13 protein-coding genes are annotated in these 12,341 nt (G+C 63.5%); 10 read left to right on the top strand and 3 right to left on the bottom strand.

Annotated elements, in window-relative coordinates; genetic code table 11:
• Positions 1-98: 98 nt before the first annotated feature.
• Positions 99-1,388, bottom strand: coding sequence for a histidine--tRNA ligase (gene hisS / locus DV733_RS05380; protein WP_049994160.1), 1,290 nt, complete (start codon positions 1,386-1,388; stop codon positions 99-101).
• Positions 1,389-1,482: 94 nt separating this feature from the next.
• Here hisS and DV733_RS05375 point away from each other — a divergent pair, with 94 nt between their 5' ends.
• Positions 1,483-1,680, top strand: a complete 198-nt coding sequence (locus tag DV733_RS05375) for a hypothetical protein (RefSeq protein WP_049994159.1) — start codon at positions 1,483-1,485, stop codon at positions 1,678-1,680.
• A 6-nt stretch (positions 1,681-1,686) separates the two neighbouring features.
• Here the strand turns inward: DV733_RS05375 and DV733_RS05370 are convergent, their stop codons facing one another.
• Positions 1,687-2,211 (bottom strand): GbsR/MarR family transcriptional regulator, encoded by a 525-nt coding sequence (locus tag DV733_RS05370; protein WP_049994158.1) that lies wholly within the window; start codon positions 2,209-2,211, stop codon positions 1,687-1,689.
• 55 nt (positions 2,212-2,266) lie between these two features.
• Between DV733_RS05370 and DV733_RS05365 the strand changes: the two genes are divergently transcribed.
• The 3 genes from DV733_RS05365 to DV733_RS05355 are packed head-to-tail and all read left to right on the top strand — an operon-like array spanning position 2,267 to position 4,515.
• Complete coding sequence (locus DV733_RS05365) at positions 2,267-3,040, top strand: ABC transporter ATP-binding protein (protein ID WP_049994157.1); 774 nt, start codon at positions 2,267-2,269, stop codon at positions 3,038-3,040.
• Positions 3,033-3,779 (top strand): hypothetical protein, encoded by a 747-nt coding sequence (locus tag DV733_RS05360; protein WP_136342287.1) that lies wholly within the window; start codon positions 3,033-3,035, stop codon positions 3,777-3,779. The genes DV733_RS05365 and DV733_RS05360 overlap by 8 nt, the downstream gene beginning before the upstream one ends.
• Positions 3,772-4,515: a hypothetical protein gene (locus DV733_RS05355; protein WP_136342286.1), complete on the top strand. Its 744-nt coding sequence runs from the start codon at positions 3,772-3,774 to the stop codon at positions 4,513-4,515. Before DV733_RS05360 ends, DV733_RS05355 begins: the two co-directional genes overlap by 8 nt.
• A 19-nt stretch (positions 4,516-4,534) precedes the next feature.
• Here the strand turns inward: DV733_RS05355 and DV733_RS05350 are convergent, their stop codons facing one another.
• A complete protein-coding gene (locus DV733_RS05350; protein WP_049994154.1) occupies positions 4,535-5,473 on the bottom strand; it encodes a spondin domain-containing protein in 939 nt (312 codons plus the stop codon).
• Between the two features lie 157 nt (positions 5,474-5,630).
• Between DV733_RS05350 and DV733_RS05345 the strand changes: the two genes are divergently transcribed.
• The 6 genes from DV733_RS05345 to DV733_RS05325 all read left to right on the top strand — a co-directional run bounded on the left by DV733_RS05345 (position 5,631) and on the right by DV733_RS05325 (position 12,331).
• Positions 5,631-7,154 carry an amidohydrolase gene (locus tag DV733_RS05345; RefSeq protein WP_049994153.1) on the top strand — a complete coding sequence of 508 codons (1,524 nt, stop codon included), beginning with the start codon at positions 5,631-5,633 and terminating at the stop codon, positions 7,152-7,154.
• A 25-nt stretch (positions 7,155-7,179) separates the two neighbouring features.
• A complete protein-coding gene (locus DV733_RS17060) occupies positions 7,180-7,326 on the top strand; it encodes a hypothetical protein (RefSeq protein WP_154019528.1) in 147 nt (48 codons plus the stop codon).
• A 185-nt stretch (positions 7,327-7,511) separates the two neighbouring features.
• Complete coding sequence (gene nadA, locus DV733_RS05340) at positions 7,512-8,642, top strand: quinolinate synthase NadA (protein WP_049994152.1); 1,131 nt, start codon at positions 7,512-7,514, stop codon at positions 8,640-8,642.
• A gap of 4 nt (positions 8,643-8,646) precedes the next feature.
• Entirely contained in the window at positions 8,647-10,164 is a 1,518-nt protein-coding gene (locus DV733_RS05335) for an L-aspartate oxidase (protein ID WP_394346229.1), read from the top strand.
• 7 nt (positions 10,165-10,171) lie between these two features.
• Entirely contained in the window at positions 10,172-10,993 is an 822-nt protein-coding gene (gene nadC / locus DV733_RS05330; protein ID WP_049994150.1) for a carboxylating nicotinate-nucleotide diphosphorylase, read from the top strand.
• Positions 10,994-11,143: 150 nt separating this feature from the next.
• Complete coding sequence (locus DV733_RS05325) at positions 11,144-12,331, top strand: hypothetical protein (RefSeq protein ID WP_136342285.1); 1,188 nt, start codon at positions 11,144-11,146, stop codon at positions 12,329-12,331.
• Positions 12,332-12,341 lie beyond the last annotated feature (10 nt).

The following is a 12,341-nucleotide window of genomic DNA, read 5'->3' as shown; positions in this document are numbered from 1 at the left end:
TGTCGTCTGGCTGGTCGCGGCCGTCACTGGCCGTAGACTGGTCGCGGTCGTCGCTCACTGGTGAGAGAGACTGGCGGCAGTGTCAAAAAACGGCGTGACTAGGCCACTTCGTCGACCAGATCCTCGATCGGGACCTGTTCTTCGTCGCCGCTGTCCATGTCCCGCACCGTGACTTCGCCGTTGTCCAGGTCGCGCTGGCCGACGATCAGGACGGTGTCGGCGTTGATGCTGTCGGCGTAGCCGAACTGACTGCCCAGGCCGCGGTCCGCGAGGTCGGTCTCGACCACCAGCCCCTCCATCCGGAGATCACTGGCAAACGAGAGTGCTTCGTCCCGAACGTCCGCGGAGACGGCGGCGACGTAGACGTCCGTCGAGAGTTCCTCGGCGGGCCACTCGCCCTCCTTTTTGAGCAACTCGCGCGTGGTCGAGTAGCCGAAGGCAAAGCCCACGGCCGGCACGTCTTGACTGCCGAACAGACTGACGAGGTCGTCGTAGCGCCCACCGCCGAACAGCGCCCGCAACTCGCCCTCGCTGTCGAAGGCCTCGAACACCAGTCCTGTATAGTACGCGAGGCCGCGGACGATCGACAGATCGAGTTTGCACACGTCGGCGACGCCGTACGATTCCAGGGCCGCCGCGAGGTCGGCCATCCGGTCGACTGCATCCTGAGCGGCCTCGTCGTCGGGTGCGAGGTCGCGCAACCGGTCGACCTCCTCGGCGATCGGTCCCCGAATCGAGGTAAGTTCGTCCACTCGCTCGGCGGATTCGTGAGTGACGCCCGCGTTCCGCAACGCAGTGAGGAACTCCTCGCGGGAGAGCTTCTCCTTGTCGTCGATGACGCCCATGACCTCGTCCGTATTCTCGATCCCCTCGGCGTCGAGCAGGGCGTCGAGCAGCGTGCGGTCGTTGATCAGAAATTCCACGCGGTCGGCAACGCCGAGACGCTCGTAGATGGTGGCGGCGACGGCGATGACCTCGGCGTCGGCCTCGACGCTCTCGATGCCGAAGACGTCGATGTCGGTCTGGAAGAACTCGCGATCGCGCCCTTTCTGGACGTTCTCGTAGCGCCAGCGTTTCGAGGTGTCGTACCACTTGATCGGCGTTTTGAGGTCTTTACGCTGCTGGACCAGCCGGGCGCGAGTGGGGGTTTGCTCGGGCGTCAACGTCACCTTCCGGCCGCCCTTGTCCTCGAAGGAGTAGGTCTGTTCGAGCAGTTCCTCGCCGGATTTGATCTCGTAGAGTTTCTGGCGCTCGACCGCAGGGGTGTTGATCTCCCGGAAGCCGAACTCCGCGGCGGTGGTCTCGACGACGTCGATGACTTCCCGCCAGGCAGCGAACTCCTCGGGGTAGCGATCGTAGAAGCCCTTGAGACTCTCGATGTCACTCATTGGCTGTGTGTGGCCCCGGGACCACCATAGGGGTTCGGAAATACGTCTCGGATCGGGGAGTGGGATTGTAGTGGTCCGGCGACCAAGGCCAAGTATGGTCGATCTACACATCGGTAGACACGGGGTGATCCTGCTGGCGATCCTGTTCGTGATCCTGGGGTTCGAGGACGTCCTCGTCTGGCTCAACAGCGGCGATCTGCCGGCGATCGAGTTCTTCGTCGGACTGATACTCGTGCTGGCTGTGATTGCGGGCGCGATCTACGAGGCCGAACAGTACCGACCACCGCGATGACCACTATCAGGACCGCAGTTTCTTGACCATGCTCATCACTCGCTCCGTCGATTGACTCGTGAAGACGTTCACCAGCGTCTCGAACTGGCTGTACACCGACTGGAGCCTCCGGATCTTCTGGAGGTCGCGCTGGGCCTGGTCGCTGTCGGCGTCTGCCAACTCCTCGGCCGCCGAGTCGAGCGCGCGCGTCATGATCTGTATCTCGCGGGTGGCCTCGCGCTGGAGGAACTCCTGGAAGATGTGCCAGAAGTCCGTCTCGGCCTCGAAGTAGGCCTTCTTTCCCTCGCCCGGGATCGAGCGACGGTGGACGAAGTGATACCGTTCGAGCGTCTTCATCGCCGTGCTCACCGTCGATTTGGCGTACTCGCTGCGCTCGGCTAGGTCGTCCATACTCAGCGGCTCCTCGGCGAAAAAGAGGATCCCGTACAGCCGGCCGTAACTCCGTTTGAGTCCGTAGACGTCGGCCGAGCGGGCCAGCGCCTCGATCACCTCCTCGCGTGCCGCCGCGACTGCCTCGTCTGTCTCGCTCATGGCCGGACCTAGGTGACCACAAGTAATAAATCGTTTTGTACAGAATATTCGGTATATGCCGAATATAGAGAAACGACTTCGAAACGGCGACAGCGAACTCGACGGCGAGGTCGTGCTCCGCGCGGACGAGATCTCGAAGACCTACGAGTCGGTGCTCCCGTTCGTCGGGCGGACCGTCGAGGTGCTGGAGGGTGCAGGTGTCGAGATCGAGGCCGGCGAGATCGTCGGGATCGTCGGCGAGAACGGTGCGGGCAAGTCGACGCTCATGCAGATCCTCGTCGGCGCGCTCGGCGCGGACGAGGGCGCGGTCGCAGTCGACGGCGCGGTCGGCTGGTGTCCCCAGGAGCCGCTGCTGTACGATCGACTCACCGTCCGCGAGACGTTCCGACTGTTCGGGACCGCCTACGGGATGGACGACGGCGAGATCGCCGAGGCACGCGATCACTACGCCGACCTGCTGGGCTTCGAGCAGTTCCTGGACTACCGGGTCGACCACCTCAGCGGCGGCAACCGACAGAAGATCAACCTCTCGGTCGCGCTCATGCACGACCCGGACGTCCTGCTGCTGGACGAACCCTACACGGGCTTCGACTGGGAGACGTATCTGGCGTTCTGGAACCTCACCGAGGAGTTGACCGAGCAGGGAACCGCCATCGCGATCATCTCCCACTTCGTCAGCGAGCGCGAGCGCTTCGACCGGATCGTCGAACTCGCCGACGGCGCGTTGACGGACGTGACCGACCGCGAGCCCGATGCGTCGAGCGGTCGCGGCTCGGGCGTCGCCGCGAGCGAGGACGGGTCGACGCCGGGGGTGAACGCCGGTGACTGACGTGGGTCGCGCCGACCGGATCAGCGTCGGCGTCGGCGCGGCGGTCCGGGCGTTCCTCCGGGAACCGATCCAGGTCGCCGTCTTGCTCGCCTTGCCGCTGGTCGTGATCGAGGGGTACGGCTACGCGATGACGGCGTTTCCGGAGTTCCCGTTCATGGAGATGAACGCCGAGACGATGGGGCGACTCAACGGCGCGATCTACGCCGCGGCGTTCCTCTCGGGCGTGATGGGACTGTTCCAGGTCATCAGCGCCGTCCAGGCCGACGAACGGCTGCAGTTGTGTGGGTACTCGCGAGCCGAACTGTTCGTGACCAGACTGGCGACGGTGCTCGCGGCGAGCCTGATCGTCGCCGCAGTCTCGCTGGCGGTGCTGCTCTGGCGCGTCGACGTGGCCCTGCCGGCGGTCGCGTTTCTCGCGCTCGCGGCCGCGGCACTGGTCTACGGCCTGCTCGGGATGCTCGTCGGCGCGGTCCTCCCCCGGGCGCTGGAGGGGTCGCTCGTCCTCGTCTTTCTGGTCGACGCCGACGACTTTCTCTCCTCGGGGATGGTCGAGATCGACACCCGACTCGTCGAACTGTTCCCCCTCTATCACCCACACCAGGTCTTCCAGTCGGCCGTCGACGGCTCGATCGCGACGGGCGATGCGCTGGTGACGGGCGCGTACATCCTGTGCTTGCTCGGGGTCGTCGCCGCCGTCTACGTCCGGGTGACCGGAAACGGAGGTGTCCTGCGTGGGTAGCGTCGCCAGGGTGAGCCGGGCCTTCGAGATGGGGCTGCGCGAGTACGCCCGCACGCCCGTCCTGCTCGCCCTGTTGCTGTTCTTGCCGGTGTACTTCGTCGGCATCTTCGTCTACGTGCTGCCCGCCAGCGAGATGGCGATCACCGTTCCCGGCGACGGCCAGCGCGTCGTCGCGACGGCGGATCTGTACGGCGTCCTGTTGATCCCGTTGCTGGCCGGGTTGATCGGCGGTATCGCCGGCCTGTTCTTGATGCAGGCCGCTCGCGAGGCCGACGGACGGCTCGTCCTCGCCGGCTACCACCCTGCACAGGTGATCGCCGCGCGGATCGGCCTACTCGTCGTCGCGAGCGTCGTCGCCACGGCGGTCGGGCTGGCGGTCCTCGCGGTCGGGTACGTCCCCCAATCTCTTGCCGTATTCGTCGCGGCGAGTGTGCTCGCGGGCCTGACCTACGGCCTCGTCGGCGTGCTCGTGGGGCTCGTCCTCGGGCGGCTGGCCGGCGTCTACACGATGCTGTTCGTTCCGATGTTCGACGTGTTCTTCCTCCAGAACCCGACCGTGGACGACCAGCTGTGGCTCGCGACGTACCTCCCCGGCCACGCCGTCACCGAACTCGCCGTCGACGCTGGCTTCTCCGGGAGCGTCGCACTCGATCCGTTCGCCCGGGCACTGGCGGCGCTCGCGGTCGTCGGCGCGCTCGCGACGGCGGCGTTCTATCGGACGACGCGCGTCCGCTGACCGGGGCGCCTGCGGGGGCTCAGCCGTCCATCGTCTCGTGGGGCGTCAGCGTCACCCGGATCGCGTCCTCGACCGCGGGGTAGTCGTAGGTGTCCATCATCCCGCTCACGCGCCGGACGGTCCCCATCTCGTCGTCACCCTGGTCGGGACTGTCCTGTGCGGGTGCCTGATCTGGACCCTCGCCCGGCGGCTGGGCGTTGGGTTCGGTGCCGGCGTCCCACAGCGCGACGTGCTCGGTGACGTCTCCCGAGACGGGCTCGCCGTCTTCGGGCCACAGCGGAATCCCCGCAGGATCGGGCGAGAGGAACAGGTCGTTCGAGGGGACGTACATGATCGCGAAAGAGAACTTTTGACCGGGTTCGACCTCGACGTCGAACTCGAAGGCGCCACCGGGAGCGATCGGCGGCGCGCCGGGCACCTCGCCCATCGGGTCGTTGGGATCCGCGACCGTGTTTGCGGGCGTGAACGCGCCGGCCGACTGGACGCCCATCTCCATGCCCTGGAGTTCCTCGACCAGCCCGGTCTCGCCCTCGAAGCCAGTCGACAGACCCGCCTCAGCGAGTGCTTCCAGGCCGATCGAAGCGGCCTCGCCCTCGGTGTAGATCGGGTTCTGTCCGGTGTGGATCGCGAACGCCCCCGGAGTGAGCCAGATCGCGCCGCTGGTCGAGGTCATCGAGTCGTAGTAGTCCGTCGGTGCGACGTTCTCGATCCGCACCGTGACCGTCACCGGCCCTTCCATCATCCCATCGTCCATTCCAGGGGTTTCGGTCATGCCGTCGTCCATCCCTGGCGTCTCGGTCATACCGCCATCCATACCAGGAGACTCGGTCATCCCGGTGTCCATCGGACCCTCGGTCGTCTCCTCGTCCGACCCGCCATCGAGACAGCCAGCGATCGCGACTGCCGCCGTGCTTCCTGCCAGCGCGATGAACCGTCGCCGATTCGTGTGTTCTGCCATAGCACCCTATCCGACGACAGCCCACCTCAAGTAAAATTTTCAACATTTGTGCAGAGTGGCGGCAAAGACTCTCTAGAATTGCGCCAACATAGGGCCGACATTCGCCAACCGCCCGCCCGGCACAAGGGGTAAGTCGCTCGGCCACGGCGAGTGGGACATGACAGCGGCCGCAGACCGCATCTTCACGAACGCCGACGGCCACACGCTCACCGATCCCGACGAGTGCTTCGAGGCGGTGGCCGTCCGGGACGGCCGGATCGTCCGCGTCGGCCGGGCGTCGGAGGTCCAGTTCCTGGAGGGCGTCGAAACCGACGTCGTCGACCTCGGCGGCAGGACGCTGCTCCCTGGCTTCATCGACGCCCACACTCACATGGATGTCCTCGGCCGGCGGACCGTCGAGGCCGACCTCGCCGACGTGGCTGGACCCGAGGAGGCAGTCGACGCGTTCGCCGCCCACGCCGAAGGCGCCGACGACTGGGTGCTCGGGTTCGGCTACGACGAGTCGACCTGGGAGGAGTCGCGCTATCTCACCCGCGAGGATCTCGATCGCGTGAGTGAGAAGCGCCCAGTCGCGGCCTTCCGGGAAGATCTGCACGTCGTCTCGGTCAACAGCGTCGTCCTCGATCGCTTCGCCGGGGATCTACCGGAGCAAGACGTCCGTACCACCAATGGCAAACCGACTGGTGTCCTCGTCGAAGACGCCGTCGGCGTGATCACCGACGCCATCGCGCCCGACGCCGAGACGACTCGGGAGTACCTGCTGGCCGCCCAGTCGGTCGCGCTCGAACGCGGCGTCACCGGCGTCCACGACATGATCCGCAACCCCCACGTCCCCGGGATCTACCGCGATCTCGATCTCGCAGGCGAACTCGACCTTCGGGTGCGCTGCAACTACTGGTCGGACTTTCTGGACGCCGTCAGCGAGGCCGGCTTGCGGACCAACCACGGCAGCGACCGCGTCCGAACGGGTGCGATCAAAACCTACACCGACGGCTCGATCGGCGGCCGGACGGCGAAACTCTCGGAGCCCTACGCCGACACCGACGACACTGGGGCGTGGGTCGTCGGCCCCGACGAGCTCCGCGAGTTGGCCGACCGGGTCGACGCCGCCGGACTCCAGATGACGACCCACGCCATCGGCGACGAGGCGATCGAGACGACGCTCGATACCTACGACGGAATCGACCCTCGACGGCATCGGATCGAGCACGCAGAAGTACTGACCGAGGCGTTGATCGAACGGCTCGGGGCGAACGAGGTCGTCGTCTCGGCACAGCCGAACTTCCACCGCTGGGCGCGCGAAGGTGGGCTCTACGACACGGCCCTGGGCGTCGAGCGACGCGAGCGAACCAATCAGTTCGGCGCGCTCCGGGCGGCGGGCGCGACGCTGGCGTTCGGCAGCGACTGCATGCCCCTGGACCCGCTCTACGGGATCGAACAGGCCGTCACGGCACCCGAGCCGAGCCAGCGACTGTCGGTGACCGAGGCGCTGCAGGCGTACACGCTCGGGAGCGCGTACGCGGGCTTCGACGAGGGCCGGCTGGGCACGATCGAGGGCGGCAAGCGGGCGGACTTCGTGGTGCTCGATGCGTCTCCCTGGGAGGTTCCGGACGCCGAGATCGGCAGGATCGACGTGGCGATGACGGTCGTCGACGGCGAGATCGTCGTTCGAAACGGCTAACCCGCTCGCGACAGTAGGAGTTGGTATGTGGGAGATCGCATTCGCGCTGTCGGCCACCGGCCTTGCGGCGTTCCTCCTCCCCGTCTTCTTTGTCTACGGCCGCGACGGCGATAGCGTCAAAGACCCCGCCATCGAGGAGATCGAACAGCGCCAATCCGACCGCGAGCAGTAGGACGCCCCCTTCTCGACCCGTTCGCGAAACGGCCATCTTGAGTGTCAACTCCCGTGTGAGTGAGTGCCAAAATATACGTGTTCGATAGCGACACGAGGTGAAAAATACTCTGCCGAGTTCGATATTGAAGGCAAAATCTTTTCAATCGGCCAGTCCGTACGGCGAGATATCACAGGTGACCTGTAATGCCAGCAATGGAAACGGCGGCGTTCGAGACTGATCTGAGTCTGTTCAAGTACGACAACCTCGAACAGCTCCCGCCGGAATACCGGGACCTCGACGAGGACGAGCGAACCCGCCGGATCGACGCTGCCCTGGAGGAACTGGGTGAGGATGTCGTCATCCTGGGGCACAACTACCAGCGCCGGGAGATCGTCGATCATTCGGACTTCATCGGCGACTCCTACCAGTTGAGCAAGGAAGCCGCCAACTCTGACGCGAAGTACGTCATCTTCGGCGGGGTGACGTTCATGGCCGAGTCCGCCGACATCATCATCGACGACTCCCAGTCGGTGATCCTCCCGAGTATGGAGGCCTCCTGCCCGATGGCGGGCATGGCCGAAGCGCTGCAGGTCGACGCCGCCTGGGCCGAGATCACTGCCGAGACCGACGCCGACATCATCCCGATCACCTACATGAACAGCTACGCCGACCTGAAGGCGTTCTGTGCCGAGCAGGGCGGACTGGTCTGTACCTCCTCGAACGCCCACAAGGCCTTCGAGTACGCCTTCGAGAAGGGCGACAAGGTCCTCTTTCTGCCGGACAAACACCTCGGGGAGAACACCGCCCACAGGTTGGGGATGGAAGATGAAACCGTGGAGTGGGACCCCTGGGACCCCGAATCGAAGGACGCTGCCAAGGCCGTCGAGAACGACGTCATCCTCTGGGACGGCTACTGTCAGGTTCACGAGCGCTTCCGGGTCGACCACATCGAGCAGATCCGCGCCGAGCACGAGGACGCCAAGGTCATCGTCCACCCCGAGTGCCGCCGCGAAGTCGTCGAAGCGGCGGACAAAGCTGGCTCGACCGCGACGATCACCGAGACCATCGAGAACGCCGATCCGGGTGACACCTGGGCGATCGGCACCGAGATCCACCTCACCAACCACCTCCAGCGCTGGCATCCCGAGGTGAACGTCCTGCCGCTGTGCGGTGAGGCCTGCATGGACTGCAACGCCATGCGCCAGATCGACCCCAACTACCTCACGTGGGTGCTCGAAGAGCTGGTCGAAGGCCGTGAGCGCAACGTCATCGAGGTCGCGCCCGAAGAGAAGGAACTGGCCAAACTGGCCCTCGATCGGATGCTGGAGATTTGATGGGATGATGAGCGAGACCACTACCGACGTCCTCGTGATCGGCTCGGGTATCGCCGGCTGTGCGGCCGCGCTCGCGGCTGTCCGTGAGGGTGCCGACGTGACAATGGCGACCAAAGCCACCCAGCCCGAGGGCTCTTCGTCGTGGTGGGCCCAGGGCGGCATCGCCGTCTCGAAGGACGACCCCGAGCAGTTCAAAGCAGACATCATCGAGGCCAGCGACGGCACCGCCGACCCCGACGCCGTCGACGTCCTCGTCGAGAACGCCAACGACGCCGTCCGGGACGTCCTGCTGGAGACGCTCGATGTCGAATTCGACCGGGCTGACGGCGCGGGTTCACCCGCGAGCAAACAGGACCTCGACTTCGGTCAGGAGGCCGCCCACAGCGACGAGCGCATCCTGCACGTCGACGCCTCGACCGGCAAGGCGATCCACGTCCCGTTCCTGAACTATCTGGACGCCCACGACAGCGTCGAGATCCGCGAGGACACCGCCGCTCTCGACCTCGTTCGCCACGAAGGTCGCGTCTACGGTGCGATGCTCGAACACGACGGCGAGGTCGAACCCACCTTCGCGGGCGCGACGATCCTCGCCACGGGCGGGATCGGCGAACTCTACCCCAACTCCACGAATCCCGTGGGGATGACCGGCGACGGGATCGGCATGGCCGCGCTGGCCGGTGCGGACGTCGCGGATATGGAGTACGTCCAGTTCCATCCGACTGTATGCGTAGACGCCGAGGAACAGTTCCTCGTCTCCGAAGCGGTTCGCGGCGAGGGCGCGCTCCTCAAGAATGGCGACGGCGAGCGCTTCATGCCTGACTATCATGACGACGCCGAACTCGCGCCGCGGGACGTCGTGGCCAGAGCCGTCGAGACCGAACGCGAGCAGACGGGCGAGGTCCGGCTCGACGTCTCGCCGCTCGACTTCGAAAGGGAGTTTCCGGACCTCGTCGAGCTGTGCGAGGACGGTGGGATCGACTACACGGACGGTATCCCGGTCGCGGCTGCCGAGCACTTCCTGTGTGGCGGCGTCGCCGTCGACGACCGCGGCCGCGCCTCGCTAGACGATCTGTACGCCGTCGGCGAGACCGCCCGCACGGGCGTCCACGGCGCGAACCGCCTCGCCAGCACGAGTTTGCTCGAAGGCCTCGTCTGGGGTCTCCGCGCCGGTGAGGACGCGGTCGGTCGCGAGGTCCAGACGATGGAGGCACCGGAACTCCTGAACCGCGACCCCGAACTTCCCGAAAAGTTCGCCCGCGACAAGTTCCACCGCCTCCGCCGCGTGATGGACGAGTACGTCGGACTCGAACGCACGCCCGAGGATCTCAACCGCGCCCAGGGCGTCCTCCGCCGCCTGAAGGGCGAGGTCGACGCCTACGTCCGCACTCGAACATCGCGCTCGCTGTACGAACTCCGCCACGCCTCGATCACCGCACTCCTGATCGCTCGCGCCGCCAGCGAGAACCCCGAAAGCCGCGGCACGCACTACCTCGCCGAGGCCGCTGAGACGACCGCGGACTGACACGCCGATGATTCCAGACAGCACAATCGAACGCTGGCTTCAGGAAGACCTGGGCCATCACGACGTCACGAACCACGTTCCAGGCGAAACGCAGGGTCGACTCGTCGCCAAAGAGGACGGCGTCGTCGCCGGCCTCGACGCCGCGACGGCCGTCTTCGAGTATCTCGACGTCGACGTCGAGACGACTGTCGAGAACGGCGACCGAGCCGACGCCGGTGACGTCGTTCTCAGGACCGACGGCCCTGCACAGGAAACGCTCCGGGGCGAGCGCGTTGCCGTCAATATCACCGGACACGCCTCCGGAGTCGCGACGAAGACGCGCGAGGCTGTCAAGCGCGCTCGTGAAGTCGACGAGTCGGTCCGGATCGCCTGCACTCGAAAGACCACGCCCGGTCTGCGCGGCATCGAGAAACGGGCGGTCGTGGCGGGGGGCGGCGACACCCACCGGCTGGATCTCTCGCACATGGTGATGGTCAAGGACAACCACGTCGCCGAGATGGGGCTGACCGGAGCAATCAAGCACTTTCGAGAGCGGGCCTCGTTCACGACCAAGATCGAAGTCGAGGTCGAGAGCCCTGAGGACGCGCCTCGGGCCGCCGAGGCCGGCGCAGATATCGTCTTGCTGGACAATCTGTCCCCCGACGAGACCGAGCGGGCTGTCGAGCGACTCCGTGCGGCCGAGGCGGACGTGCTCGCGGAGGCCTCCGGCGGGATCACCGTCGCCGACGTGCCCGATTACGCGGCGACGGGCGTCGACGTCATCTCGATGGGCAGTCTGACCCACTCCGCGCAGACGCTGGATCTGTCCTTCCGGTCAGGCGGGTTGTGAGGCTTCGCTGAACATCATTGGCTATCGGATTTTCAATTCAAATTCTTGCTACTGTAGTACTGTAGAGCAATTAAATAGAAGAGCACCCAGAACATAATATATTAGACTCATATAGAAACATTTTTTCACTCTTTGTTAAATTGCCATTTGATGTCTGAAGACAATTATAACCGTAGAAAGACACTCAAATTATTGGGCTCAACGGGCCTTGGCCTGTTTGTGAGTTCAATAGGCACGACCGGTGCTGCCGAGGCCAGACCAGGAAAGAGTGAAGAAGCACCTATCGTCAAGCGAAATGGGAAAGCCTTTGTCCGGTCCCGTGCGCCTTCGATACCGCTTTCACGGCGAAACCTACAGACTATCAGAGCCAAGTACTTTGACGAGTTTGTCGAAGAAAGTGATTTGAACAACGATGGGATTGCGCTTTCGCTTCCCAAGCAAAAACCAATTCGTGCTTACAACCTTGGGGTGGATGATGGGATTATCAAAGAATTCATTGGATATGACATACCAGCCTCACGTCAGGGAAGGGATAATGGGAGGCGATCACGGGAGCTAACGACTAACAAACAACAAATAGAAGACACATTTAACGAAGCTGATAAACACCTTGATCGAATTGGCTCCCGAGATAGTGGTTCAGATAGACTACAAACACAATCTGAATACAGTATTGGAACAAGTTCAACAGGTGACTTTAACGACTGGAACAAGATTACAGAAACTATAGAAACAAATACAGTCGAAGATTACGGGAAATTCTTCACCAAGGTGGATTGTTATAGGTATCACGAATCTGACACTGAAAACGATGCATACGGAATTGTTTCCTTCTCAGAGATGGGTGGTGGAGCCCTGGATGGTGTTGATGACTCAATCAGAAATACTGAGTTGGTACTTGAGCACGAATGGGACGACAATGCAGATATGAAACATGAAAGTCGATACCCTAGGTCGGATGTGACTGGCCAAGTGAGTGAAACTTGGAGTGCAGGAATTAGTATCTCCTGGCCTCCGGGAATCAATGTGTCTACCAGCAACACCTACACTCAGCACGATGTGCAAACTTACGACGAGAGTGATCCATGGGAAGATCTTGGCAAATGGAGAGTGTCAATAGGAAGCAACCATACCCAGAAGTACACAGCTAGCGTTAATCCTGGTTCGTTGGCTGATGTTGATAGAACGGTTCAAAAAAGCTCTTGGTTTGGATCATACCAGCCAGTTGGCAGGGTCCACTCGAAAGCAACATGGTATGAATTAGAAGGAATGGATTTTAACCGATATATTGATTCGCACTTCATTGATCTAATGGATCAAGTCAAATTCACTATATAATATATGAGGC

It is taken from the genome of Halapricum salinum, from assembly GCF_004799665.1.
Taxonomy (GTDB): Archaea; Halobacteriota; Halobacteria; order Halobacteriales; family Haloarculaceae; genus Halapricum; species Halapricum salinum.
This window is presented reverse-complemented; position numbering and strand designations above follow the sequence as displayed.

Coding starts and splice junctions, on each gene's coding strand:
- DV733_RS05345 (WP_049994153.1), top strand. CDS start 5,631: ATGACAGCGGCCGCAGACCGCATCTTCACGAACGCCGACGGCCACACG.
- DV733_RS05365 (WP_049994157.1), top strand. CDS start 2,267: ATGCCGAATATAGAGAAACGACTTCGAAACGGCGACAGCGAACTCGAC.
- DV733_RS05375 (WP_049994159.1), top strand. CDS start 1,483: ATGGTCGATCTACACATCGGTAGACACGGGGTGATCCTGCTGGCGATC.
- DV733_RS05350 (WP_049994154.1), bottom strand. CDS start 5,473: ATGGCAGAACACACGAATCGGCGACGGTTCATCGCGCTGGCAGGAAGC.
- nadC (WP_049994150.1), top strand. CDS start 10,172: ATGATTCCAGACAGCACAATCGAACGCTGGCTTCAGGAAGACCTGGGC.
- DV733_RS17060 (WP_154019528.1), top strand. CDS start 7,180: ATGTGGGAGATCGCATTCGCGCTGTCGGCCACCGGCCTTGCGGCGTTC.
- DV733_RS05335 (WP_394346229.1), top strand. CDS start 8,647: ATGATGAGCGAGACCACTACCGACGTCCTCGTGATCGGCTCGGGTATC.
- DV733_RS05325 (WP_136342285.1), top strand. CDS start 11,144: ATGTCTGAAGACAATTATAACCGTAGAAAGACACTCAAATTATTGGGC.
- DV733_RS05370 (WP_049994158.1), bottom strand. CDS start 2,211: ATGAGCGAGACAGACGAGGCAGTCGCGGCGGCACGCGAGGAGGTGATC.
- hisS (WP_049994160.1), bottom strand. CDS start 1,388: ATGAGTGACATCGAGAGTCTCAAGGGCTTCTACGATCGCTACCCCGAG.
- nadA (WP_049994152.1), top strand. CDS start 7,512: ATGCCAGCAATGGAAACGGCGGCGTTCGAGACTGATCTGAGTCTGTTC.